The sequence below is a fragment of the Streptomyces roseoverticillatus genome (assembly GCF_000719265.1).
Lineage (GTDB): Bacteria > Actinomycetota > Actinomycetes > Streptomycetales > Streptomycetaceae > Streptomyces > Streptomyces roseoverticillatus.
Genome location: NZ_JOFL01000002.1, coordinates 286,982 through 311,608 on the forward strand (window position 1 = coordinate 286,982; position 24,627 = coordinate 311,608).

Here is a 24,627-nt window from a genome sequence, read left to right on the forward strand (position 1 = left end):
TGTGCTTCTTTGACGGAGCTGCCCGGCCGTGGACCGCCGGGCAATACGACATATGACAATTGCCGGGCGAGGGAAACCCTCGCCCGGCAATTGTCGGTTTTATCAGGCCTTGTATCAGGCCTTGCGGAGACGGAACGTCAGCGAAAGGGCCTCGTCGGTGAAAGGCTCACCGTAGGAGCCGTCGGCCTCGCCCTCGGCGAAGTCCGTGGCCAGGACCTCGTCGGCAATGAGCGACGCGTGGTCCGAAAGGGCCGTACGGACTTCCTCGTCCGCCGACCGCCAGCGCAGGGCGATCCGGTCGGCGACGTCGAGGCCGCTGTTCTTGCGGGCCTCCTGGATGAGCCGGACCGCGTCGCGGGCGAGACCCGCGACGCGCAGCTCCGGGGTGATCTCCAGGTCGAGCGCCACCGTCGCACCCGAGTCCGAGGCCACCGACCAGCCCTCGCGCGGGGTTTCGGTGATGATGACCTCGTCGGGGGAGAGGGCGACCTGCTCGCCGTCGACCTCGACCGAGGCCGTGCCCTCGCGCAGCGCCAGCGACAGGGCCGCCGCGTCGGCCGCCGTGATCGCCTTCGCCACGGCCTGGACGCCCTTGCCGAACCGCTTGCCCAGGGCACGGAAGTTGGCCTTGGCGGTGGTGTCGACGAGGGAGCCGCCGACCTCCGACAGGGAGGCGAGGGAGGAGACGTTGAGCTCCTCGGTGATCTGCGCGCGCAGCTCGGCGCCCAGCTCCTCGAAGCCGGCCGAGGCCACCAGCGCGCGGGAGAGCGGCTGGCGGGTCTTGACGCCGGACTCGGCGCGCGTGGCGCGGCCCAGCTCGACCAGGCGGCGGACGAGCAGCATCTGCTGCGACAGCTTCGGGTCGACGAGGGCGGCGTCCGCCACCGGCCAGCCGGCCAGGTGGACCGACTCCGGGGCCTGCGGGTCGACGGGGACGACCAGGTCCTGCCAGACGCGCTCGGTGATGAACGGCACCAGCGGGGCCATCAGCCGCGTCACGGTCTCGACGACCTCGTGGAGGGTGCGCAGCGCGGCCGCGTCACCCTGCCAGAACCGGCGGCGCGAGCGGCGCACGTACCAGTTGGACAGGTCGTCGACGAAGGCGGACAGCAGCTTGCCGGCGCGCTGGGTGTCGTAGGCCTCCATGGCCTCGGTGACCTGGCCGACGAGGGTGCCCAGCTCACCGAGCAGCCAGCGGTCCAGCAGCGGGCGGTCGGCCGGGGCCGGGTCCGCGGCGCTGGGCGCCCAGCCGGACGTGCGGGCGTAGAGGGCCTGGAAGGCCACCGTGTTCCAGTAGGTGAGGAGCGTCTTGCGGACGACCTCCTGGATGGTGCCGTGGCCCACGCGGCGCGCGGCCCACGGGGAGCCGCCGGCCGCCATGAACCAGCGGACGGCGTCGGCGCCGTGCTGGTCCATGAGCGGGATCGGCTGGAGGATGTTGCCCAGGTGCTTGGACATCTTCCGGCCGTCCTCGGCGAGGATGTGGCCCAGGCAGACCACGTTCTCGTACGACGACTTGTCGAAGACGAGGGTGCCGACGGCCATCAGCGTGTAGAACCAGCCGCGGGTCTGGTCGATGGCCTCGGAGATGAACTGCGCCGGGTAGCGCTGCTCGAAGAGCTCCTTGTTCTTGTACGGGTAGCCCCACTGCGCGAACGGCATCGAGCCCGAGTCGTACCAGGCGTCGATGACCTCCGGCACGCGCACGGCCGTGTGGGCACAGCCCTCGGCGGTGCAGGTGAAGGTGACGTCGTCGATGTGGGGGCGGTGCGGGTCCAGGCCGCTCTGGTCGGTGCCGGTGAGCTCGGAGAGCTCGGCCAGCGAGCCGACGCAGGTGAGGTGGTTCTCCTCGCAGCGCCAGATGGGCAGCGGGGTGCCCCAGTAGCGGTTGCGGGAGAGCGCCCAGTCGATGTTGTTGTTCAGCCAGTCGCCGAAGCGGCCGTGCTTGACCGACTCGGGGAACCAGTTGGTCTTCTCGTTCTCCTCGAGCAGCCGGTCCTTGATCGCGGTGGTGCGGATGTACCAGGACGGCTGCGCGTAGTAGAGGAGCGCGGTGTGGCAGCGCCAGCAGTGCGGGTAGCTGTGCTCGTAGGCGATGTGCTTGAAGAGCAGGCCGCGCTCGGAGAGGTCCGCGACGAGCTTCTCGTCGGCCTTCTTGAAGAATTGCCCGCCGACGAGGGCGAGGCCTTCCTCGAAGGTGCCGTCCGGGCGGACCGGGTTGACGACCGGCAGGCCGTAGGCGCGGCAGGTCTTGAGGTCGTCCTCACCGAAGGCGGGCGCCTGGTGGACCAGACCCGTGCCGTCCTCGGTCGTCACGTACTCGGCGTTGACGACGAAGTTCGCGCCCTCCAGCTCGACCAGGTCGAACGGGCGGCGGTAGGCCCACCGCTCCATCTCGCGGCCGGTGAAGGACCGGCCGGTGGCCGTCCAGCCCTCGCCGAGGGCCTTCTCCAGCAGCGGCTCGGCGACGACCAGCTTCTCGTTGCCGTCGGTGGCCACCACGTACGTGACGTCGGGGTGGGCGGCCGCCGCCGTGTTGGACACCAGGGTCCAGGGGGTGGTCGTCCACACCAGCAGCGCGGCCTCGCCCGCGAGCGGGCCGGACGTCAGCGGGAAGCGGACGAAGACGGACGGGTCCACGACCGTCTCGTAGCCCTGGGCCAGCTCGTGGTCGGACAGGCCGGTGCCGCAGCGGGGGCACCAGGGGGCGACGCGGTGGTCCTGGACGAGGAGGCCCTTGTTGAAGATCTCCTTGAGCGACCACCACACGGACTGGACGTACTCCGGGTCCATCGTGCGGTAGGCGTCGTCCAGGTCGACCCAGTAGCCCATGCGGGTGGTGAGCTCGGCGAACGCGTCCGTGTGGCGGGTGACGGACTCGCGGCACTTGTCGTTGAAGGCGGCGATGCCGTACGCCTCGATGTCCTGCTTGCCGGAGAAGCCCAGCTCCTTCTCCACCGCGAGCTCGACCGGCAGGCCGTGGCAGTCCCAGCCGGCCTTCCGGCCGACGTGGTAGCCCTGCATCGTGCGGAAGCGGGGGAAGACGTCCTTGAAGACGCGGGCCTCGATGTGGTGCGCGCCCGGCATGCCGTTGGCGGTGGGTGGGCCCTCGTAGAACACCCACTCGGGGCGGCCCTCGGACTGTTCGAGCGTACGGGCGAAGATCTTCTGCTCGCGCCAGAACTCGAGCACGGCGTGCTCCAGGGCGGGCAGGTCGACCTGAGCGGGTACCTGGCGGTACTGCGTCATCGGCTTCCTCCGGCGGGACGGTTGGTGCGCTGTCCGTCGGAGGGACGAGACGCGCCTGCGCGCTCCCGCGGTACCACCCTCCTTGGCCGCCGGCCCGATGGCCCCCGGCCCCCTCATTAGGGTCGCGACGCCGGCTCTACTGACCCCTGGGACGACCCACGGGGCGTTCTTCCGGCGGCTCCGGGCTGATCTTCACCCCGCGCACACCCCCGGGCTCGCACCGTCCCCGGATCGCTCATGGCTGCGTGCGGCGCTACTCGTCCCATCCACGCCTTTCGCTGCGCCCAGTGTACGGGGCGGGACCGGACGCGGCCCACCGGTTTCGGCCGGGGCCGGGCGGGGGACCGGTGCAGTCCGATTACAGGGCCGGGGGCGGGGCACAACCGATGAGACCGGCGTGCCCCGTTGCCGCGTGCCCGGTGGAGTTTTATCGTTCCGGCACGATTCGCGCGCAAGATCATAAAATGTGAAGGGGCCGCGGTCATGGTGGCGAAGAGAGCGGCAGCGGAGGCGGCGTCCGCCGCGGACGCCGCCTCCGCGAAGGGGAAGGCCCACGGTGGGGCCGGGCCCGGGTCCGCTGCCGCGAAGGCCGCCGGGGGCGGTGGGAAGACGGCGAAGGCCGCGGCTCCGGCGAAGAGGGCCCCCGCCGGGGGTGTGGCCGGGGCGGCCAAGAAGGGAACGACGGCGGGCCGGGCCGCGAAGGCCGCCGGGGGCGGGGGGAAGGCCGCGGAGAAGGCCACCGCGGCCAAGAAGGCGTCTGCCGCGAAGAAGGCCGCCCCGGCGAAGAAGGCTGCCGCCGGGAAGAAAGCCGCCACGGCCGGGAAGGGGGCGACGGCCTCGGGCAAGGAGGCGCCCGCCAAGAAGCTCGCCGCCGGAAAGAAGGCGGCACCCGCCGCGAAGGCCGCCGCCCGGGCATCCGGGGCGGGTTCCGCCCCGCCGAAGAAGGCTGCGTCCGCGCCCTCTGTGAAGAGGGCCGCCACTAAGAAGGCGGCGCCCGCCAAGGAGGCCGCTGCCCGGGCTTCCGGGGCGGTCACGGCCTCGACCAAGAAGGCCGCGGGGAAGAAGGCGGCGTCCGCGCCCTCTGTAAAGAGGGCCGCCGCGAAGAAGGCGGCATCCGCTAAGGAGAGCGCTGCCGTGGTCTCCGGGACGGGCGCGGCCTCGTCGAAGAAGGCCGCGGGAAAGAAGGCGGCGTCCGCGCCTTCCGTGAAGAGGGCCGCCACTAAGAAGGCGGCGCCCGCCAAGGAGGCCGCTGCCCGGGCTTCCGGGGCAGTCACGGCCTCGTCCACGAAGGCCGCGGGGAAGAAGGCCGCCACCAAGAAGGCCGTCACCAAGAAGGCGGCGCCCGCCAAGGAGAGCGCTGCCCGGGCGACCGGGGCGGAGGCCGGGCCCTCTGCCAAGAAGACCGCCAAGAAGGCGGCGACCGCCGCCAAGAAGGCCGCGCCCGGCGGCAAGGCAGGTCCTGCCAAGGGGGCGGCCTCCAGCAAGAAGGCCGACCCCGCACAAGAAGCCGCACCTGCCCAGAAGGCGGTGCCCCCTGAGAAGACGGGAGCCAGGACGGTGGCTGCGAAGAAGACCATGGACGGGACACAGGCCGCCCGGAAGGTGCCGGGAGCCCGCACGGGCCCCGCGGAGGCCGGCGAGCTGGCCGTGCGGCCTGGGGAGGAGCCCTGGTCTCCCGCGGAGGTGGCCGAGGCCCGAACGGAGCTGCAGAGCGAGGTGCTGCGGCTGCGCGCGGAGATCGCTCACTCCGAGGAGGCGATCAGCGGCCTGATGCGCGATTCGGGCGACGGCGCCGGCGACGACCAGGCCGACACCGGCACCAAGAACATCACCCGGGAGCACGAGCTGGCGCTGGCGGCGAACGCCCGCGAGATGCTGGACCAGAGCGAGCGCGCGCTGGAGCGCCTCGACGCGGGCACCTACGGGCTCTGCGAGAACTGCGGGAAGCCCATCGGGAAGGCCCGCATGCAGGCCTTCCCGCGGGCCACACTGTGTGTGGAGTGCAAACAGCGCCAGGAACGCCGCTGACCCGCCCGTGCGCGTGTGCCGTACCCTCGTCCTCAGTCAGGCAGGCCCTGGCCCACCGGGACGACGTCGAAGGACTCACGTGACAGAGGCGGAACAGACCACCACCGGCACACCGGCGGCCGCGGCGGACGCCACGGCCAAAGGCAGGCGGCGCATCGGGGTGCTCCTGGCCGTGGCCGCCTTCGCGTACCTCCTGGACCTCGGCAGCAAGCTGGCCGTGGTCGCCAAGCTGGAGCACCACGACCCGATCGAGGTGATCGGCACCTGGCTGCAGCTGGAGGTGATCCGCAACCGCGGCGCCGCCTTCGGCATCGGCGAGGCGATGACGGTCGTCTTCACGGTGATCGCCTCCGCCGTGATCGTGGTGATCGCCCGGATCGCCCGGAAGCTCTACAGCCTGCCGTGGGCGATCGCGCTGGGCCTGCTGCTCGGCGGCGCGCTGGGTAACCTCACCGACCGCCTGTTCCGCTCGCCGGGCGGCTTCCAGGGCGGTGTGGTCGACTTCATCGCGCCGTCCGGTTTCGCGGTCTTCAACCTCGCCGACTCCGCGATCGTGTGCGGCGGCTTCCTGATCGTGATCCTGTCCTTCCGCGGCCTGGACCCGGACGGCACGGTCCACCAGGACTGAGCCCGGGACGGGGGCGTCGCCCCCGTCCGTCATACTCGACGGGTGAGCACCATTCCCGAGATCCGCGCCCTGCCCGTACCCGACGGCCTGGAGGGCGAGCGCGTCGACGCCGCAATCGCCCGTATGTTCGGCTTTTCCCGCACCAAGGCGGCCGAGCTGGCGGCCGCGGGCAAGGTCCAGCTGGACGGTGCGGAGGCCGGGAAGTCCGACCGGGTGACCGGCGGGGCCTGGCTGGAGGTCGAGATGCCCGCCGCTCCCGCGCCGGTGCAGATCGTCGCCGAGCCCGTCGAGGGCATGGAGATCGTCCACGACGACGACGACATCGTCGTGATCGTCAAGCCGGTCGGCGTGGCCGCGCACCCCAGCCCCGGCTGGACGGGCCCGACCGTCATCGGCGGCCTGGCCGCCGCGGGCTACCGCATCTCCACCTCCGGCGCCGCCGAGCGCCAGGGCATCGTCCACCGCCTGGACGTCGGCACGTCGGGCCTGATGGTCGTCGCCAAGTCCGAGCGCGCCTACACCCTGCTCAAGCAGCAGTTCCGCGAGCGCACGGTCGACAAGCGCTACCACACGCTGGTCCAGGGCCACCCGGATCCGATGAGCGGCACCATCGACGCCCCCATCGGCCGCCACCCCAACCACGACTACAAGTGGGCCGTCACCGCCGAGGGCAAGCCCTCGGTCACCCACTACGACCTGATCGAGGCCTTCCGCGCCGCCAGCCTGCTGGACGTGAAGCTGGAGACCGGCCGCACGCACCAGATCCGCGTGCACATGGCCGCCCACCGCCACCCCTGCGTCGGCGACCTCACCTACGGCGCCGACCCCACCCTCGCCAAGCGCCTCAAGCTCACCCGCCAGTGGCTGCACGCGGTGCGGCTCGGCTTCGAGCACCCCGAGGACGGCCGCTGGGTCGAGTTCGCGAGCGAGTACCCCGAGGACCTGCAGCGCGCGCTGGACACGGTGCGCGCCGAGAGCGCGTAGGACGGCCGGGGCCCGTGAGGCGGGCCGGGAGCGGGTGAGGCAGGCTGGAGGCCTGCTCGACCGCACCGACCCGCCCGGAGGGCCTCCGTGGACCAGCTCGCGCTGCTGTTCGTCCTGCTGTTCGGCGCGCTGGTCACGGTCCCGCTCGGGGACCGGATCGGGCTGCCGCCCCCGGTGCTGATGACGCTCGGCGGGATCGTCCTCGCCCTGCTGCCGTTCGTGCCCAACGTGGCCGTCCCGCCGGAGTTCATCCTCCCGCTGGTGCTGCCGCCCCTGCTCTACGCCTCCGCCCAGCGCACCTCGTGGCGGCAGTTCGCGGCCAACCGGCGGCCGATCTTCCTGCTGGCGGTGGCGCTGGTCTTCGTCACCACCGCGGCCGTCGCGGCCGTCGCCAACGCGATCGTGCCCGGCATCTCGCTCGCCGCGGCCGTCGCCCTCGGCGCGCTCGTCGCCCCGCCCGACCCGGTCGCCGCCACCGCCGTCGCGGGTTCCCTGGGGCTGCCGCGCCGCCTGGTCTCCATCCTGGAGGGCGAGGGGCTCTTCAACGACGTCACCGCCATCGTGCTCTACCACGTGGCCGTCGCGGCCGCCGTCAGCGGCGGCTTCTCGCTGCCCAAGGCGGTCGGCGAGCTGGTGCTGTCGGCCGTGGTGGCCGTCGCGGTCGGCCTGGTCCTCGGCTGGGCCGCCAAGCGGCTGATGGACGTCCTCGGCGACGCCACGCTCCAGATCGGGCTCACCCTGCTGGTGCCGTTCGTCGCCTACGTCCTCGCCGAGGAGTTCAAGGGCTCGGGCGTGCTCGCGGTGCTGACCACCGCGCTCTTCCTCGCCGAGTACGCGGCCGACGCCGACGACGTCCTCGGACGGCTCGCCGGGCACACCTTCTGGGAGATCATCGACACGCTCGTCACCGGCGTCGCCTTCGGCCTCGTCGGCCTGGAGCTCCACAACGCCCTCGCCACCGCGGCCGGCCGCTGGGGCGAGATGCTGGGCATCGGCGCCGCCGTCGTCGCGGTCGTCGTGGGCGTCCGGCTGCTGTGGCTGCTGCCCGCCGCCTGGCTGGCCAAGAAGCTGCACAAGGGCCGGGACGTCGACGAGGACGTCCCGATGAGCTGGCGCGAGACCGTCGTCATGTGGTGGTCCGGGATGCGCGGCGTGGCGTCCGTGGCCCTCGCCCTGGCCATCCCCCTCACCACGGACGACAAGCACCCCTTCCCCGCTCGGGACGAGATCCTCTTCATCGCCTTCGCCGTCATCGTCTCCACCCTCGTCATCCAGGGCCTGACCCTGCCCCGGCTGGTCAGGTGGCTCGGCGTGCGCGCCGACTCCGAGGCCGGCCGCGAGCTGGAGCGGCAGCTGGCCGTCCGCGCCGCGAAGGCGGCCCGGCACCGCCTGTGGGAGATCGTGGAGGAGGAGGATCTCCCCGAGGACGTGATGGAGATGCTGGGCAGGCGCGCCTTCGACATGGGCGCCCGGATCAGCCCGGAGATGGTCGACGAGGAGCGCCGTGAGGCGCACGCGCAACGCATCGAGCGGCTGCAGACGATCCAGCGGGTGCAGGGGGAACTGATGTCGGCGGCGCGCCGTGAGGTGCTGGCGGCACGCAGCGAGCCGGGCTCCGACCCGGAGGTCGTGGACCGGGTCCTCCGCCACCTGGACGTCCGCAGCCTTCGCGGCTGACGCCGGTTTCGTTGTCCGTACGGGGTGAGCACGGTTCGGCACCGCCGGAATGCGCCGTCGTGGCTGCACCGGTGACGGCCACGCGCAGGGCGGGCCTCTTGCCATCAGGCAAGTGCATCCGCCGCAACGGCGCCCGGCCGGCGCGGCGCATCCCGGCGGTGCCGGACCGGGCGCCGCCGGGCAAGTTCATCCCGCCGCAACGGCGCACAGCCACGACGGCGCACTCCGGCGGTGCCGAACCTGCCGCAGCACGAACCCCGAAGTAACCCGGGCGGAGCCTACGTCGTGCCGGGGCCCGGACCGATGTCCTCCGACGTCGGCGGTGTCTGGCGCCGGTCGGGCGCCTGCTCCAGGCCCGGCGCCGGCGCCGTGTTGATGCGCGGGAGCGCGTACGGATGCTCCCGCCGCAGCCACTCGATCAGCCGCTCCCGCACCACGCACCGCAGCGCCCAGATGTCGTCCGCGTCCTTGGCCGTCACCAGCGCCCGCACCTGGATCGTCGACGGCGTCGTATCGGTGATCACCAGGCTCCAGGCCCGGCCGTCCCACTCGGGCAGGCCCTGGAGGATCTCGTGGAGCCGCTCCCGCATGAGGTCTATCGGCGTCGAGTGGTCCAGATGGAGGAATACCGTCCCGGTCATCCGCGGGTTGCTGCGGGACCAGTTCTCGAACGGCCGGCCGGTGAAGTACGAGACCGGCATCGTGATGCGCCGCTCGTCCCACGTGGTGACGACCAGATAGGTGAGCGTGATCTCCTCCACGCGCCCCCACTCGCCGTCGACGACGACGGTGTCCCCGATCCGCACGATGTCGCCGAAGGCGATCTGCAGCCCGGCGAAGAGGTTCGCGAGGGTGGACTGGGCGGCCACACCGGCGACGATGCCGATGAGCCCGGCCGAGGCCAGCACGGACACCCCGGCGGTCCGCATGGCCGGGAACGTCAGCAGCATCGCCGCCACGGCCACCACGCACACGGCCGCCGTGACGACCCGCTGGATCAGCGTCACCTGGGTCCGTACGCGCCGCACCCTGGCGGCGTCCGCGGCGCGGGCGGCGTAGCGCGCGTAGGAGGCCTCCACTATGGCGACGGCGACCCGTACGAGCAGCCACGCGCAGGCGCCGATCAGCACGAGCGTCAGCACCTGGCCGATCGCCTCCTCGTGCTCCGTCGCCCAGGCGCCGGCCGAGCGGAAGCTGCCGCGCAGCAGGGCCGTGCACAGCACGACCTGGAGCGGCAGGCGGCAGCGGTGGAGGAGGTCCCACAGCGGTGTCTCGGGGTGCCGGGCGTCGACTCTGCGCAGCACGTGGTCGGCGAGCCACCCCACGACCAGGGTGACGATCAACGCTCCGCCGACGACGGACAGGGGACGCAGTACGCCCTCCATGGACACCTCAGCTCCTTCCGGCCGGCCGCTGCTCACCGGGTGGCGCTCCCCATGACCGTAACTGGCACGATGGGGAGCACGCGATCCACCTGTTAGGAAGTGACTCCAGTGGCGTCCTCTACCACGATTGTCCTTTTTCATTCGGCCTACGGCCTGAGGCCGGCCGTGCACGCCGCCGCCGAGCGCCTGCGCGCCGCCGGGCACGAGGTGCACGTACCGGACCTCTACGAGGGCCGGACGGCGAAGACGGTCGAGGAGGGCATGGCGGTCAAGGACGAGATCGGCCACGAGGAGCTGCTGCGCCGCGCGGTCACCGCGGTCGCCCCGCTGTCGGACCGCGGCCTGGTCTACGCCGGTTTCTCGCTCGGCGCGGCGATCGCGCAGAACCTGGCGCTGGGCGACGAGAAGGCGCGCGGCCTGCTGCTCCTGCACGGCACGTCGGACCTGGCCGAGGGCGCGTCCGTGGACGAGCTGCCCGTGCAGCTGCACGTCGCCGACCCGGACCCGTTCGAGCCGCACGACTGGCTCAACGCGTGGTACCTGCGGATGGGCCGGGCCGGGGCGGACGTGGAGGTCCACAGGTACCCCGGTGCGGGGCACCTGTTCACGGACCCGGACCTTGCGGACCACGACGCGGAGGCCGCGGAGACGACGTGGCGCGTGGCCCTGTCCTTCCTGGACGAGATCGCCGGCTAGCGCCGGTCCGGCGAAGGGCCGCCCGCCGCGACGGCGGGCGGCCGTGACGCTACGGACCGGCCGTGCCGGGCGGGCGCCGGGCCGGTGTCACCTCACCGGCGCGTCGGCGCGCTCCACCCGCTGCGTGCCCGAACGCGTCCGGTACGAGCGGGTCCACTCCGCCGTCGCCTTCGGGTCCCGCTTGTCGGAGAGGACGTAGTAGTCCATCTGCGCCTGCTCGGGGGTGACGTCGAGGACGCCGTAGCCGTGGGAGTCCATGTCCACCCACTTCGCGTGCCGGTTGGCGGCCTTGATCGCGGCGACCGCGGCGAGCGAGACGGTGTGCGGGGCCACGCCCAGGAGGTCGTCCAGGTTGTCGGAGCTCACCGACGTGACGACGAACTCGGTGGCGAGGGACGGCGACAGCGGGTACGTGGCGGCCTTCTTCGGCACGTCGTTGGCCCAGGCCATGTGGATGTCGCCGGTCAGGAAGACGGTGTTGCGGATCCCGCGCTCGTCGAGGTGGCCGAGCAGCTCGCGCCGGTCGTCGGTGTAGCCGTCCCACTGGTCGGTGTTGGCGGCGATGCCGCCGGCGGGCAGGCCCAGCAGCTTGGCGAGCGGCTCCAGCAGGTGCGCGGGGAGGGCGCCGAAGGCGAAGGGGGAGATCATCACGGGGTTGCCGACGAGGCGCCACGTGGTGTCGGAGGAGGCGAGCCCGGCCTTGAGCCAGTCGAGCTGGGCGCGCCCGGTGATCGTGCGCTCGGGGTCGTCGACCTTGCCGCTGCCGGGGCCGGCCTGCTGCGATCTGAAGGATCTGAGGTCGAGCAGGTGTAGGTCGGCGAGGTTGCCGAAGCGCAGCCGGCGGTAGGTGGTGCCGGCGGTGGAGGGCCGGACCGGCATCCACTCGAAGTAGGCCTGCTTGGCCGCGGCCATGCGCGCGGTCCACTCGCCCTCGGCGCCCGGCGTGTGGTTCTCGGCGCCGCCGGTCCAGGCGTCGTTGGCGAACTCGTGGTCGTCCCAGATGGCCACGAAGGGGTGGGCCCGGTGCAGGTTCTGCAGATCGGGGTCGGTCTTGTAACGGCCGTGGCGGGTGCGGTAGTCGGCCAGGGTGACGATCTCGTGGGTGGGGGAGTGCGGGCGGACGACCTGCTTCGCCGGCGGGTAGACGCCGGTCCCGTACTCGTAGATGTAGTCGCCGAGGTGCAGGACGGCGTCGACGTCGCGGCGGTCCGCGAGGTGGCGGTAGGCCGCGAAGTGACCGGACTCCCAGTTGGCGCAGGAGACGACGCCGAAGCGGATGCCGGGGACGGCCGCACCGGCGGCCGGTGCCGTACGGGTGCGGGCGGCCGGGGAGTGCACGCCGCCGGCCGTGAAGCGGTACCAGTAGGCGGTCGCCGGGCGCAGGCCGCGGACGTCGGCCTTGACGGTGTGGTCGGCGGCGGCCGTCGCGGTGACCGTGCCCTTGGCGACGACCTTCCCGAACGCCTCGTCCTCGGCGACCTCCCAGTCGACGTCGAGGGCCGCGCCGCGCCCCGAGCCGGGGACCGCGTCGGGCGAGGGCGTCACGCGCGTCCACAGCAGGATGCCGTCGGGCAGCGGGTCGCCCGAGGCGACGCCGTGGAGGAACGCGGGCGGGTCCGCCGCGTACGCCGGGGCGGCCCCGGCGAGGGGGAGGAGGGCTACGGTGGCGGCGCCGGCGACGGCCGTGACGGCGGTTCGGCGCGATATGTGCGATATGGAGGAATCGGAGGTCACGGGCCATCACCTTACTTCCCAGTAAGCGGGAGGGGCGGACGAACTCTGACAGTTCGTCCGCCCCTCACCTGGCCTTCACTTTTCTTCGGCTATTTCTTGGGGCCGAACTCCTTGTCGATCGCGGCGATGAAGCTCGGCTTGGCCATCGGCGGGTTCTTGCCGTCGGGGCCCGTCAGCTTCTTGTCGCCGTGGAGCAGCGACGGGGTGCCGCCGATCTTGTTCTTCTCGAACAGCTTCCCCATCTCGACGGCCCACTTGTCGTAGGTGCCCTCGTTGACGGCCTTCTCGAAGTCCTTGTTGCCCTTCAGGGCCGGGACCTGCTGCGCGATCTCGATCAGCCGCGCGTCCTTGGCGAAGGCGTCGTCGCGTTCGTCGGGGTGGTTCTTCGGCGAGTAGAGCGCTTCCTTGTACGCGACGAAGGCGTCCGGGCTGACGTTGAGGGCGGCGCCGAGGGCGCTGACGGCGTTCTTCGAACCGGTGCCCTGGGACAGGTCGTCGATGAAGTTCACCATGACGAACCGGACCTTGTAGCGGGCGTCCTTGACGTCCTGCCGCAGCTGGCCGCCGGACTCGTTCTCGAAGGCGGCGCAGGACGGGCAGCGCGGGTCCTCGTAGACCGTGAGGGTCTCCTTGGCCTTCGCGTCGCCGATGACGATCTCGTCGCCGTTCTCGCCTGTGGTGTTGGCGGGCTTGACGAGGGTCTTGTCGCCCGCCCAGCCGCTGCCGCCCTTGTCGTCGTTCATGTTGGTCACCGCGTAGCCCACGCCGCCGGCTATCGCGAGGACGGCGACGATGGCGCCGGCGACGAAGAGCTGACGGCGCGTCTTGTCGCGCTTGGCCTGGCGCTCGCGCTCGGCGCGCAGCCGTTCGCGCGCGGCCTGCTTGTTCTGCTGGTTGTTGCGGTTGCTCATGGCGTCTTCTCCGGTTGGTGTACGAGTGGGGGTGGACCGCGTGCTCAGGCGGGAGCCGGAGCGAGGGGCGGTCCGCGCCGTACGACGGAGTGGACGAGGAGCGGGAGGCCGCGCGCGCGGAGGGCGCGGCGGGCGGGGCGGAGGCCCGCGGCCGGGCCGGCGGGCACCGTGCGGGCCGCGAAGGCCAGGAGCAGCGGGCCGAGGGCGAGGGCCGCGGCCGTGCGCAGCAGCCCGGCCAGGGCGGCCTCGCCGCGGCGCAGCCAGCCGGCGGCCAGCAGGCCCACCGCGACGTGGCAGGCGAGCAGCAGCCAGGGCAGCGCCGGGCCGCCGGCCGGCGGGGAGGTGCTGTCGGCGGCCATGCGGGCCAGCGGGGTGCCGAGCTCGCCGCGGCAGGCGAAGTCGAGGCCCAGGGAGTGCAGCGGGCCCGCGACGGGGCCGCCGGCCTTGCCGTAGCACGCGTGCTGGCCCGTGGTGAAGACGGTGTCCGCCGTCAGCTCCAGCGGGATCAGCAGCGCGGCGATCGAGCCGTAGCCGCGCTCACGGCCGGCGAGGGCGTAGGCGACGGCGAAGAACGCCGCCGCCAGCCCGGCGACCGTGGCGGCGGGCAGGGGCGTGCGGGAGAGCAGGACGTGCGAAGCGGCGGACAGCGTGACACAGAGCGCCGTGAAGAGCGCCGCGCGCAGCGCCCGCAATCGAACTCCCGTCCCCTCCATGAGGCCGAAGTCTGCCACGGCAGCCGTTAAGTGTCGTGTCAAGATTCGGCATCACTGAGCGTCACCGGAGGGGGCGGGACACCGGGGTGCGGGGCTTCAGGACTTGAGGGCCGCGTCGACCGCCTTGGTGTACTGATCGGGGGTGATCGGGACGTTCTTCCCGTCCTCCGCCGTCAGCTTCTTGCCGTTCATCTTGAGGGTGGGGGTGCCGGTGACGTCCTTGGTCTTGTCGAACTCGTCGGACACCGTCAGCGCCCACTTGTCGAACGTGCCGTCCTTGACGTTCTTCTCGAATTCCTTGTTGCCCTTGAGCGCCGGGACCTCGTTCGCGACCTTCAGCAGGACGTCGTCCTTCGCGTAGTCGTCCTTGGTCTCGTTCGGGTGGTTGGCCTTGGAGTAGAGGGCCTTGTTGTAGGCGCTGAAGGCCTCGGGGCTGACGTTCAGCGCGGCGCCGAGCGCGCTGAGGGCGTTCTTGGAGCCGCTGCCGCCGAAGTTGCGGTCGAGGAACGTGGCGACGTGGTACGAGACCTTGTACTTGCCGTCCTTGACGTCCTTGTCGATGGTGTCCCCGACGCTCTGCTCGAAGACGGAGCAGATCGGGCAGCGCATGTCCTGGTAGAGGTCCAGGGTGTGCTTGGCGTCCTTCTTGCCTATGAGGACCTCGGTGCCCTTGTCGCCGCCGGCGTTGGCGGGCTTGACGAGCTCCTTCTTGGACGCGGCCTCCCAGCTCGCGTTCAGGCCGCTCTTGCCGTCCTTGCCCAGCTGGGAGACGGCCACGACGATGCCCGCGCCGACGGCCAGGACCGCGACGACGGCACCGCCGACGATCAGCTGGCGGCGCGTTTTGTCCTTCTTGGCCTGCCGCTCGCGCTCGGCGCGCAGCCGCTCGCGTGCGGACTGCTTGTTCTCCCAGTTGTTGCGCTTGCTCATGGTGGTGCGATCTTTCCGTGTACGTGGAGTGGGTCAGGCGGGGGTGAGGCCGGAGGCCGGCCCCCGCGGCGGCCCGCGCCGTACGACGGAGTGGACGAGGAGCGGAAGGGCGCGGCAGGGGAGGGCGGGCCGTGCGGACCGTACGGTCACGCCGCCGGGCAGCGGGGCGCCGGTCGCGAGGACGGGCCGCAGCGGGCGGCACACGGCGGCCGCCGCCGCGCACAGGAGCTGCGCCAGCGCCCGCTCGCCCCGGCGCAGCCACGCGGCGGCCAGCAGGCCGACCGTGACGTGCCCCGCGAACAGCAGCCACGGGGCGGTGCCGGGGCCGGCGAGCCGGGCGAGCGGCCCGCCCGTGCTGCCGCTGCACAGCCAGGCCAGCGCCCCCGGGGCGGGGGCGGGGTGGCCGGGGCTGCCGTAGCAGGTGTCCTGCCCGGCGGTGAAGAGCGCGGTGGCGCCGAGCTCCAGGGGGACGAGGAGGGCGGCGATGTGCCGGTAGCCGCGCTCCTGCCCGGCCAGGGAGTGGGCGAGCGCGAAGACGCCCGCGGACGCCGCCGCGACGGCGGGCAGGGGCAGCGGCCGCCCGGACAGCAGCACGTGGGAGCCCGCGGACAGCGTGACGCACAGCGCTGTGAACAGCGCCGCGCGCAGTGCCCGCACCCCTGCCGCCGATATGTCCATGAAGAACGAGTCTGGCACGGCCCGCCGTAAGCCTTGGCTAAAGGGTGGGGCCCACGGCCGGAGGCCCGGGGCCTAGAGGCCGGGGATGCGGCCGTTGCGGAAGAGGTCCACGAAGATCTGGTGGTCCGCGCGGGCCCGGGCCCCGTAGGAGTGGGCGAAGTCCACCAGGAGCTCGGAGAAGCCCTCTTCGTCGGCGGCGATCACGGCGTCGATGGCCCGCTCGGTGGAGAAGGGCACCAGCGAGTGGCCGCTCTGGTCGTCGGCGGCGGCGTGCATGGTGGCCGTCGCCCGGCCCAGGTCGGCGACGACGGCGGCGATCTCGTCCGGGTCGTCGATGTCCGACCAGTCGAGGTCGACGGCGTACGGCGAGACCTCGGCCACCAGCTGTCCGTAGCTCCGGCCCCCTGCCTGGATCTCCGTCCAGCCGAGCCACGGGTCCGCGTGCGCCTGCAGCGCGCGCTGCGAGATCACCGTGCGGTGGCCCTCGTGGTGGAAGTAGTCGCGCACGGCCCGGTCGGTGACGTGCCGGGAGACCGCCGGGGTCTGCGCCTGCTTCATGTAGATGACGACATCGTTCTCCAGGGCGTCGCTGTTGCCCTCCAGGAGGATGTTGTACGAGGGCAGGCCGGCGCTGCCGATCCCGATGCCGCGGCGGCCGACCACGTCCTTGACCCGGTAGGAGTCGGGGCGGGCGAGGCTGGTGTCGGGCAGCGTCTCCAGATAGCCGTCGAAGGCCGCGAGGATCTTGTAGCGGGTGGCGGCGTCCAGCTCGATGGCGCCGTCGTCGGCCGCGAAGCGGCGGTCGTGGTCGCGGATCTCCGTCATCGAGGCGAGCAGCCCGAAGCGCGTCATGGAGCGCGCCTCGCGCAGGGCGCCGAGCAGCGGGCCGTCGGCGGTGTCGAGCGTGAAGGGCGGCAGCTCGTCCTGCCCGGCGCCGGTGGCCAGGGCGTGGACGCGCTCGCGGTAGGCGGCGGCGTAGATCCGCACCAGCTCGGTGATCTTCTCGTCGCTGAGCGCCTTGGTGTAGCCGATCAGGGCGACGGAGGCGGCGAAGCGCTTGAGGTCCCAGGTGAAGGGGCCGACGTAGGCCTCGTCGAAGTCGTTGACGTTGAAGATCAGGCGGCCGTTAGCGTCCATGTACGTGCCGAAGTTCTCGGCGTGGAGATCGCCGTGGATCCACACCCGGCTCGTGCGCTCGTCCAGGTACGGGCCGGCGGCGCCCTCCGGCGCCTCCGCGGCCAGGTCCCGGTAGAACAGGCACGCGGTGCCCCGGTAGAAGGCGAAGGCGGAGGCCGCCATCTTCCGGAACTTGACCCGGAAGGCGGCGGGGTCGGCCGCGAGCAGCTCACCGAAAGCGGTGTCGAAAACGGCAAGGATCTCCTCGCCGCGCTGCGCGGCCCGGTCGTGCTCGGTCGCCATCGCGGGGTCCTCCAGGGGTGGGGCATGGAACGAACATGTGTGCTGTCGTGCTCAACGCGTGAGGCTACAGCCGCGTGCCCGCGGCTGTCGGTGGGGGCCGGTAACCTTCAAAACAGTCCCGCTGCGTCCGCTCAGTCCCGCTGCCCGCTCCCGTCGGAGGTCTCCCACCGTGGCCAACAAGCCGCCCTTCACGCACCTGCACGTCCACACCCAGTACTCCCTGCTGGACGGTGCCGCGCGGCTCAAGGACATGTTCAATGCCTGCAATGAGATGGGCATGTCACATATCGCCATGTCCGACCACGGCAACCTGCACGGGGCGTACGACTTCTTCCACTCCGCCCAGAAGGCCGGGATCACCCCGATCATCGGCATCGAGGCGTATGTCGCCCCCGAGTCCCGGCGCAACAAGCGCCGCATCCAGTGGGGCCAGCCGCACCAGAAGCGGGACGACGTCTCCGGTTCGGGTGGTTACACCCACAAGACGATCTGGGCCGCCAACGCCACCGGCCTGCACAACCTCTTCCGGCTGTCCTCCGACGCCTACGCCGAGGGCTGGCTGACCAAGTGGCCCCGCATGGACAAGGAGACCATCAGCCAGTGGTCCGAGGGCCTGATCGCCTCCACCGGCTGCCCCTCCGGCGAGCTGCAGACCCGGCTGCGCCTCGGCCAGTTCGACGAGGCCCTGAAGTCCGCCTCCGAATACCAGGACATCTTCGGCAAGGACCGCTACTTCCTGGAGCTGATGGACCACGGCATCGAGATCGAGCGCCGCGTCCGCGACGGCCTGCTGGAGATCGGCAAGAAGCTCGGCATCCCGCCCCTGGTCACCAACGACTCGCACTACACCTACGCGCACGAGGCCGAGGCCCACGACGCCCTGCTGTGCATCCAGACCGGCAAGAACCTCTCCGACCCCGACCGCTTCCGCTTCGACGGCTCGGGCTACTACCTGAAGTCCACGGACGAGATGTACGCCATCGACTCCTCGGACGCCTGGCAGGAGGGCTGCGCCAATACGAAGCTGGTCGCCGACCAGATCGAGACCGAGGGCATGTTCCAGTTCCGGAACCTGATGCCCAAGTTCGACATCCCCGACGGCTACACCGAGGTCACCTGGTTCCGCGAGGAGACCATGCGGGGCATGCACCGCCGCTTCCCCGGCGGCATCCCCGACGACCGCATGAAGCAGGTCGAGTACGAGATGGACACGATCATCTCGATGGGCTTCCCGGGCTACTTCCTCGTCGTCGCCGACTTCATCATGTGGGCCAAGAACCAGGGCATCGCGGTCGGCCCCGGCCGAGGCTCCGCGGCCGGCTCGATCGTCGCGTACGCCATGGGCATCACCGACCTCGACCCGATCCCGCACGGCCTGATCTTCGAGCGGTTCCTCAACCCCGAGCGCATCTCGATGCCCGATGTCGACATCGACTTCGACGAGCGCCGGCGCTCCGAGGTGATCCGCTACGTCACCGAGAAGTACGGCGCCGACAAGGTCGCCATGATCGGCACCTACGGCACCATCAAGGCCAAGAACGCGATCAAGGACTCCGCCCGCGTCCTCGGCTATCCGTACGCGATGGGCGACCGCCTCACCAAGGCGATGCCCGCCGACGTCCTCGGCAAGGGCATCCCCCTCTCCGGCATCCTCGACCCGCAGCACCCGCGCTACAGCGAGGCCGGCGAGATCCGCGGGATGTACGAGAACGAGCCGGACGTGAAGAAGGTCATCGACACCGCGCGCGGCGTCGAGGGCCTGGTCCGGCAGATGGGCGTGCACGCGGCCGGCGTGATCATGTCCAGCGAGACGATCACCGACCACGTCCCGGTCTGGGTCCGGCACACCGACGGCGTCACCATCACGCAGTGGGACTACCCGAGCTGCGAGTCGCTCGGCCTGCTGAAGATGGACTTCCTCGGCCTGCGCAACCTCACGATCATGGACGACGCCGTCAAGATGGTGAAGGCCAACAAGGGGATCGACATCGATCTCCTGAGCCTGCCGCTCGACGACCCCAAGACCTTCGAGCTGCTCCAGCGCGGTGACACCCTCGGCGTCTTCCAGTTCGACGGCGGGCCCATGCGGTCCCTGCTGCGGCTGATGAAGCCCGACAACTTCGAAGACATCTCCGCCGTGTCCGCCCTGTACCGGCCGGGCCCGATGGGCATGAACTCGCACACGAACTACGCCCTGCGCAAGAACGGCCAGCAGGACATCACGCCGATCCACCCGGAGCTGAAGGAGCCTCTCGAAGAGGTCCTCGGCGTCACCTACGGTCTGATCGTCTACCAGGAGCAGGTGCAGAAGGCCGCGCAGATCGTCGCCGGTTACTCGCTCGGCGAGGCCGACATCCTCCGCCGCGTCATGGGCAAGAAGAAGCCCGACGAGCTGGCGAAGAACTTCGTCTTCTTCAAGGAGGGCGCGCAGAAGAAGGGCTTCTCCGACGAGGCCATCCAGGCCCTGTGGGACGTGCTGGTCCCCTTCGCCGGCTACGCCTTCAACAAGGCCCACTCCGCCGCGTACGGCCTCGTCTCGTACTGGACGGCCTACCTCAAGGCGAACTACCCCGCCGAGTACATGTCCGGGCTGCTCACCTCGGTGCGCGACGACAAGGACAAGTCGGCGATCTATCTGAACGAGTGCCGGCGCATGGGCATCAAGGTCCTCCCGCCGAACGTCAACGAGTCCGAGGCCAACTTCGCCGCCCAGGGCGACGACGTGATCCTCTTCGGCCTCACCGCCGTCCGCAACGTCGGGCAGAACGTGGTCGACTCGATCATCCGCTGCCGCAAGTCCAAGGGGAAGTACGCCTCCTTCCCCGACTTCCTCGACAAGGTCGAGGCCGTCGTCTGCAACAAGCGCACCGTCGAATCGCTGATCAAGGCCGGCGCCTTCGACGAGATGGGCCACACCCGCAAGGGCCTCACCGCGCACTACGAACCGATGATCGACAACGTCGTCCAGGTCAAGCGCAAGGAGGCCGAGGGCCAGTTCGACCTCTTCGGCGGTATGGGCGACTCCGCCGACGGAACCTCCGACGGGCCCGGCTTCGGACTGGACGTGGAGTTCTCCGACGTCGAGTGGGAGAAGGCCTACCTCCTCGCGCAGGAGCGCGAGATGCTCGGCCTCTACGTCTCCGACCACCCGCTCTTCGGCATCGAGCACGTCCTCAACGACAAGGCCGACGCCGCGATCTCCCAGCTCACCGGCGGTGAGCACGCCGACGGCGCGATCGTCACCATCGGCGGCATCATCTCCGGCCTGCAGCGCAAGATGACCAAGCAGGGCAACGCCTGGGCCATCGCCACCGTCGAGGACCTGGCCGGCTCCATCGACTGCATGTTCTTCCCCGCCACCTACCAGCTGGTCTCCACCCAGCTCGTCGAGGACGCCGTCGTCTTCGTCAAGGGCCGCCTCGACAAGCGCGAGGACATCCCCCGCCTGGTGGCCATGGAGCTGATGGTCCCCGACCTGTCGAACGCGGGCACCAACGCCCCCGTGATCATCACCATCCCCACGGTGAAGGTCACCCCGCCGATGGTGGAGCGGCTCGGCCAGGTCCTCACCCACCACCGGGGCTCCACCGAGGTGCGGATCAAGCTCCAGGGGCCGCGGAAGACCACCGTCCTGCGCCTGGACCGGCACCGGGTCACCCCCGACCCGGCGCTCTTCGGCGACCTGAAGCAGTTGCTCGGCCCGTCCTGCCTGGCCGGCTGAGCATCCGCGGGCGGGCCCGGCAGCCCGGCCCGTCCGTACCCGCGCATGAGGGGCGCACCCGGATCGGCCGGGTGCGCCCCTCTGTGCGTCAAGGCGCCGGTGGGCGCCCTCTCCTGTCGGCCGGGCGCCGTCCTGACACCGCTCAGTTGTGGCCGAAGCGCTTCTGCTTGCTCTTGCGAGCCATGTCGCCCGGGGTGACCTGCGTGGCCCGCTGCTCGCTCTGGGACTCGATCGAGGAGCTCTTGGCCTGCTGCTGGCCGCGCTCCGCGGCGCTCGCCGACTTCGGCTGCTTCCGGTCCTTGTTCTTCGCCATGCTGAAGTGCCTCCACATCGGGACGACCCCCTGCGGTCACCCTCGCACGCACTGCCGAACCGCGCATTTCGGGTAATTACCGTGCGTGATGCGTGCACTTACCGCCGTGAGGGCGTATCCGCCACGCCGAAGATCCAGTTCGGACTGATAACCCCCGCACGGTCGGGCAGACTCCAAGGAAAGCCGAGGAAAACCGGGGCACTGCCGTGCCGGGGGGCGACCGCAATTTCTGCACGCACAGAAAGAGGGTGGAACGTGGACCGCTGCGTCGTCCTGGTGGACGCCGGGTATCTGCTGGGCGCCGCCGCGAGCCTGCTGGCCGGCGAGCCCGCCCGGTCCCGCATCTCCGTTGACCACGCGATCCTCATCCAGGGGCTGCGCGAGCGCGCCGAGGCCGAGACCGAGCAGCCCCTGCTGAGGATCTACTGGTTCGACGGCGCGCCCGACCGGGTGCCCCAGCCCGAGCACCGCAGGCTCCGCGTCATGCCCCGGGTCACCGTCCGGCTGGGCGCCCTGACCCGCAGCGACGGCCGCTGGGCCCAGAAGGGCGTGGACGCCGCCATGCACGCCGAGCTCACCGAGCTCGCCCGCAACCGCGCCTGCTCCGACATCGTCCTCGTCACCGGCGACGGCGACCTCCTGCCCGGTCTGATGTCCGCCAAGGAGCACGGCGTCGCCGTCCACCTGTGGGCCGTCCAGGCCGCCGACGGCGACTACAACCAGTCCGAGGACCTCGTCGCCGAGGCCGACGAGCGCCGCGTCCTCGACCGCACGTGGATCACGCGCGCCGTCCGCGCCAAGGAGCTCACCGGCGCCTGCGCCCCGCAGCCCGCCCCGGGCCCCGAGATCGCCGCGATCCTCTCCGCCCCCCTCCCCGAGACCGCCGCCGCGGCCGCCGCCCCGGCCCCCCGCTCCGCCGAACCGGTCCCCGCCGAGCGCAACGGCTCCCGCCCTGGCGCCCCCGCCACCACCGACGGCACCCCCGGCGACCAGGACGCCCCCGAGACCCCCGCCGCCCGCGGCGTGCCCACCCCCAAGGACCTCGCCACCCTCGGCCGCGGCCTCGCCGGCCAGCCCGCCGACCGGTCCGGCGGGCCCGGCGGCGGCCAGGGCGGCGCCTCCGGCCAGAGCAACGGCTCCGCCCTCGCCGCCAACGCCACCCTGCGCTGGTCCTCCGACAAGGGCTGGATCGAGCGGCCCGGCACCGGCGGCCCCGGCGAGCCCCCCGAAACCGCCTCCCTGCCGATGCTCGCCCAGCTCACCAGCGCCGAGCAGCGCTGGGCCGACCGCGAGGAGGACATCACCACCGTCGGCGGCGACCCCTTCGAGGTCGGCCAGGTCTTCGCCCGGCGCTGGGCCGAGCGCCTCCCCGACCCCGTCCACCTGCAGCACCTCTCCACCGAATACCCCCGCATCCCGCACCGCATCGACGGAGAGCTGCTGCGCTACGCCGCCCGCTTCGGCCTGCTCGCCCACAAGGACGACCAGATCGACGAGCACGACCGCTATGCCATCCGGGCCGGCTTCTGGCGCGAAATCGACACCCGCACGGCGGCCGAGAAGGCACCGGCGGGCGACTGACCGCGCCACGCTCCGCGCCCGGGCCGCCCCGACGGCCGGGGCGCGCGGCCAACCGCGTACCCTCGTAGCTCGTGAGAACGGGCGTGAAAGAGGCGGCTGCAGCCGCCACGGTGTGCACCGTGCGCGGCCTGGTCAAGACCTACCCCGCCGCGCGCGGCCGCCGCGGCGCGCCCGGCACCGCCGAGGTGCGCGCCAGCGACGGCATCGACCTGGAGGTCCGGCGCGGCGAGATCTTCGGACTGCTCGGGCCCAACGGCGCCGGCAAGTCCACCCTCGTCCGCCAGCTGACCGGCCTGCTCCGCCCCGACGAGGGCAGCGTCGAGCTCCTCGGCCACGACCTCGTGCGCCACCCCGAGCGCGCCGCGCGCCTCGTCGGCTACCTCGGCCAGGAGTCCACCGCCCTCGACGAGCTGACCGTCGCCCTCGCCGCCGAGACCACCGGCCGGCTCCGCGGCCTCGGCCTGCGGGCGGCCCGCGCCGAGCGCGACGCCGTCCTCGGCGAACTGGGTCTCACCCCGCTCGCCGGGCGCCCCCTGAAGAAGCTCTCCGGCGGCCAGCGCCGCCTCGCCTGCTTCGCCGCCACCCTCGTCGGCGACCGGCCCGTCCTCGTCCTCGACGAGCCCACCGCCGGCATGGACCCGGTCGCGCGCCGCGCCGTCTGGGCCGCCGTCGACCGCCGCCGCGCCGAGCACGGCACGACCGTCCTGCTCGTCACCCACAACGTCATCGAGGCCGAGACCGTCCTCGACCGCGTCGCCGTGCTGGAGCGCGGCCGGATCATCGCCTGCGACACGCCCGCCGGGCTGAAGGAGCTCGTCGGCGACGAGGTCCGCGTCGAGCTCGTCTGGCGCGCCGAGGCCCCCCTGCACGTCCCCGAGGTCGCCGCGCTGTGCGACGCCGCGCAGGCCGCCGGCCGGCGCTGGACGCTGCGGCTCGCCCCCGCCGAGGCGCGCGCCGCCGTCGCCGCCGTGACCGGCGGGCCCGCCTTCGCCGCGCTCGACGACTTCACCCTCACCACGCCCAGCCTGGAGGACGTGTACCTCGCGCTCGGCGGCCGCGCGGAGGGTGCGGAGGGGCTGGTGAAGGCGTGACGAGAGCCCTGCCGACCGGACTGAACAGGAGCTGTGCCGGGTGAGTGCTGTGTCCGCAGAAGCGGTAACCGCCGGGGCGGTCAGGTCCGGGGGCGACACCCGGCCGCGGTCCGGCGGCGACGGCGCCGCCCCGCTCGCGCCCCGGGCGAAGCTGCTGCCCGCCCTGGCCGCCGTGTACCGCGCGCAGCTCTCGCGGGCCCGGGTCGCGCGGATCCCGCTGCTGTTCGTGGCGACGTTCCAGTCCGTCGGCATCATGATCATGATGCGGGGCGTGGTGGACGGCGGCGCCGAGGCGCGGGCCGTCGTGGCCGGCTCCAGCGTGCTCGTCGTGGCCTTCGTCGCCCTCAACCTCCTCGCCCAGTACTTCGGCCAGCTGCGCGCGAGCGGCGGCCTCGACCACTACGCGACGCTGCCCGTGCCGCCCGCGGCCGTCGTGCTCGGCGCGGCCGGCGCGTACGCCTCCTTCACCGTGCCCGGCACCGCCGTCACGGCCGTCGTGGGCAGCGCGCTCTTCGGCCTCCCGATGGGGCACCTGTGGGTGCTCGCCGCGGTCGTCCCGCTCTCCGGCGCGGCCCTCGCCGGCCTCGGCGCGGCCCTCGGGCTGCTCGCACCGCGCCAGGAACTGGCCACGCTCTGCGGACAGCTCGGCATGTCGGCGGCGCTGCTCCTGGGCGTGCTGCCCGCCGCGCACATGCCCGCGCCCATCGCCTACGCGCGCGACCTGCTCCCCTCCACGTACGGGGTGGAGGCGCTCGCCCGCAGCTTCGACGCGCGCCCCGACTGGGCCGTGGTCGCCGCCGACCTCGGTGTGTGCGCGGCCGTCGGCGTGGTCTCGCTGGCCGCGGCGACGTGGGCGTACCGCCGGGCGGCCGTGCGGTGACGCGCCAGG

The 24,627-nt window shown here is 72.1% G+C and carries 18 protein-coding genes; 9 read left to right on the forward strand and 9 right to left on the reverse strand.

Translation table 11 applies throughout. The annotated features are described in order from the left end of the window. Positions 1–114: 114 nt before the first annotated feature. The gene (gene ileS / locus IF61_RS0103520) at positions 115–3,249 is read right to left on the reverse strand and encodes an isoleucine--tRNA ligase (protein ID WP_030364714.1); all 3,135 of its coding nucleotides are present in this window, start codon (positions 3,247–3,249) and stop codon (positions 115–117) included. A gap of 483 nt (positions 3,250–3,732) precedes the next feature. On the opposite strand from ileS, the gene IF61_RS33880 reads away from it, so the two are divergent. The 4 genes from IF61_RS33880 to IF61_RS0103555 all read left to right on the forward strand — a co-directional run bounded on the left by IF61_RS33880 (position 3,733) and on the right by IF61_RS0103555 (position 8,566). After that, a complete protein-coding gene (locus tag IF61_RS33880) occupies positions 3,733–5,277 on the forward strand; it encodes a TraR/DksA family transcriptional regulator (protein ID WP_078659939.1) in 1,545 nt (514 codons plus the stop codon). A 79-nt stretch (positions 5,278–5,356) separates the two neighbouring features. Further along, complete coding sequence (gene lspA / locus IF61_RS0103545; RefSeq protein ID WP_030364716.1) at positions 5,357–5,905, forward strand: signal peptidase II; 549 nt, start codon at positions 5,357–5,359, stop codon at positions 5,903–5,905. Between the two features lie 42 nt (positions 5,906–5,947). After that, positions 5,948–6,889, forward strand: coding sequence for an RluA family pseudouridine synthase (locus IF61_RS0103550; protein WP_030364717.1), 942 nt, complete (start codon positions 5,948–5,950; stop codon positions 6,887–6,889). 87 nt (positions 6,890–6,976) lie between these two features. Next, positions 6,977–8,566: a Na+/H+ antiporter gene (locus tag IF61_RS0103555; RefSeq protein WP_030364718.1), complete on the forward strand. Its 1,590-nt coding sequence runs from the start codon at positions 6,977–6,979 to the stop codon at positions 8,564–8,566. A gap of 278 nt (positions 8,567–8,844) precedes the next feature. On the opposite strand, the gene IF61_RS0103560 is transcribed toward IF61_RS0103555, so the two are convergent. After that, complete coding sequence (locus tag IF61_RS0103560) at positions 8,845–9,951, reverse strand: mechanosensitive ion channel family protein (RefSeq protein WP_030364719.1); 1,107 nt, start codon at positions 9,949–9,951, stop codon at positions 8,845–8,847. A gap of 108 nt (positions 9,952–10,059) precedes the next feature. Here IF61_RS0103560 and IF61_RS0103565 point away from each other — a divergent pair, with 108 nt between their 5' ends. Then, positions 10,060–10,647 carry a dienelactone hydrolase family protein gene (locus tag IF61_RS0103565; RefSeq protein ID WP_030364720.1) on the forward strand — a complete coding sequence of 196 codons (588 nt, stop codon included), beginning with the start codon at positions 10,060–10,062 and terminating at the stop codon, positions 10,645–10,647. A gap of 87 nt (positions 10,648–10,734) precedes the next feature. Here IF61_RS0103565 and IF61_RS0103570 read toward each other — a convergent pair whose 3' ends face one another. The 6 genes from IF61_RS0103570 to IF61_RS0103595 all read right to left on the reverse strand — a co-directional run bounded on the left by IF61_RS0103570 (position 10,735) and on the right by IF61_RS0103595 (position 17,032). Continuing rightward, positions 10,735–12,381: an alkaline phosphatase D family protein gene (locus tag IF61_RS0103570; protein ID WP_030364721.1), complete on the reverse strand. Its 1,647-nt coding sequence runs from the start codon at positions 12,379–12,381 to the stop codon at positions 10,735–10,737. An 89-nt stretch (positions 12,382–12,470) separates the two neighbouring features. Then, a complete protein-coding gene (locus IF61_RS0103575) occupies positions 12,471–13,292 on the reverse strand; it encodes a thioredoxin domain-containing protein (RefSeq protein WP_030364722.1) in 822 nt (273 codons plus the stop codon). Between the two features lie 44 nt (positions 13,293–13,336). Beyond that, on the reverse strand, positions 13,337–14,005 hold the full coding sequence (locus IF61_RS0103580; protein WP_030364723.1) for a hypothetical protein: 669 nt from the start codon (positions 14,003–14,005) through the stop codon (positions 13,337–13,339). A gap of 96 nt (positions 14,006–14,101) precedes the next feature. Next, entirely contained in the window at positions 14,102–14,935 is an 834-nt protein-coding gene (locus IF61_RS0103585; RefSeq protein WP_030364724.1) for a thioredoxin domain-containing protein, read from the reverse strand. Positions 14,936–14,968: 33 nt separating this feature from the next. Continuing rightward, positions 14,969–15,631: a hypothetical protein gene (locus tag IF61_RS0103590; RefSeq protein WP_342667960.1), complete on the reverse strand. Its 663-nt coding sequence runs from the start codon at positions 15,629–15,631 to the stop codon at positions 14,969–14,971. A gap of 54 nt (positions 15,632–15,685) precedes the next feature. Next, positions 15,686–17,032, reverse strand: a complete 1,347-nt coding sequence (locus IF61_RS0103595; protein ID WP_030364726.1) for a DUF2252 domain-containing protein — start codon at positions 17,030–17,032, stop codon at positions 15,686–15,688. Between the two features lie 169 nt (positions 17,033–17,201). Between IF61_RS0103595 and dnaE the strand changes: the two genes are divergently transcribed. Further along, a complete protein-coding gene (gene dnaE / locus IF61_RS0103600) occupies positions 17,202–20,753 on the forward strand; it encodes a DNA polymerase III subunit alpha (RefSeq protein WP_030364727.1) in 3,552 nt (1,183 codons plus the stop codon). Between the two features lie 142 nt (positions 20,754–20,895). On the opposite strand, the gene IF61_RS36195 is transcribed toward dnaE, so the two are convergent. Beyond that, the gene (locus tag IF61_RS36195) at positions 20,896–21,066 is read right to left on the reverse strand and encodes a hypothetical protein (protein ID WP_169748795.1); all 171 of its coding nucleotides are present in this window, start codon (positions 21,064–21,066) and stop codon (positions 20,896–20,898) included. 255 nt (positions 21,067–21,321) lie between these two features. On the opposite strand from IF61_RS36195, the gene IF61_RS0103610 reads away from it, so the two are divergent. The 3 genes from IF61_RS0103610 (at position 21,322) to IF61_RS0103620 (ending at position 24,618) form a co-directional block, all read left to right on the forward strand. Beyond that, positions 21,322–22,647 carry an NYN domain-containing protein gene (locus IF61_RS0103610; RefSeq protein WP_030364728.1) on the forward strand — a complete coding sequence of 442 codons (1,326 nt, stop codon included), beginning with the start codon at positions 21,322–21,324 and terminating at the stop codon, positions 22,645–22,647. A 110-nt stretch (positions 22,648–22,757) separates the two neighbouring features. Beyond that, entirely contained in the window at positions 22,758–23,738 is a 981-nt protein-coding gene (locus IF61_RS0103615; RefSeq protein ID WP_030364729.1) for an ABC transporter ATP-binding protein, read from the forward strand. A gap of 40 nt (positions 23,739–23,778) precedes the next feature. Then, positions 23,779–24,618 (forward strand): ABC transporter permease, encoded by an 840-nt coding sequence (locus tag IF61_RS0103620; RefSeq protein WP_030364730.1) that lies wholly within the window; start codon positions 23,779–23,781, stop codon positions 24,616–24,618. Positions 24,619–24,627 lie beyond the last annotated feature (9 nt).

Excerpts from the sequence above, each read along its gene's own strand:
- ileS (WP_030364714.1), bottom strand. The coding sequence starts at position 3,249 with ATGACGCAGTACCGCCAGGTACCCGCTCAGGTCGACCTGCCCGCCCTG.
- IF61_RS33880 (WP_078659939.1), top strand. The coding sequence starts at position 3,733 with ATGGTGGCGAAGAGAGCGGCAGCGGAGGCGGCGTCCGCCGCGGACGCC.
- IF61_RS0103560 (WP_030364719.1), bottom strand. The coding sequence starts at position 9,951 with ATGGAGGGCGTACTGCGTCCCCTGTCCGTCGTCGGCGGAGCGTTGATC.
- IF61_RS0103575 (WP_030364722.1), bottom strand. The coding sequence starts at position 13,292 with ATGAGCAACCGCAACAACCAGCAGAACAAGCAGGCCGCGCGCGAACGG.
- IF61_RS0103580 (WP_030364723.1), bottom strand. The coding sequence starts at position 14,005 with ATGGAGGGGACGGGAGTTCGATTGCGGGCGCTGCGCGCGGCGCTCTTC.
- IF61_RS0103585 (WP_030364724.1), bottom strand. The coding sequence starts at position 14,935 with ATGAGCAAGCGCAACAACTGGGAGAACAAGCAGTCCGCACGCGAGCGG.
- IF61_RS0103595 (WP_030364726.1), bottom strand. The coding sequence starts at position 17,032 with ATGGCGACCGAGCACGACCGGGCCGCGCAGCGCGGCGAGGAGATCCTT.
- IF61_RS36195 (WP_169748795.1), bottom strand. The coding sequence starts at position 21,066 with ATGGCGAAGAACAAGGACCGGAAGCAGCCGAAGTCGGCGAGCGCCGCG.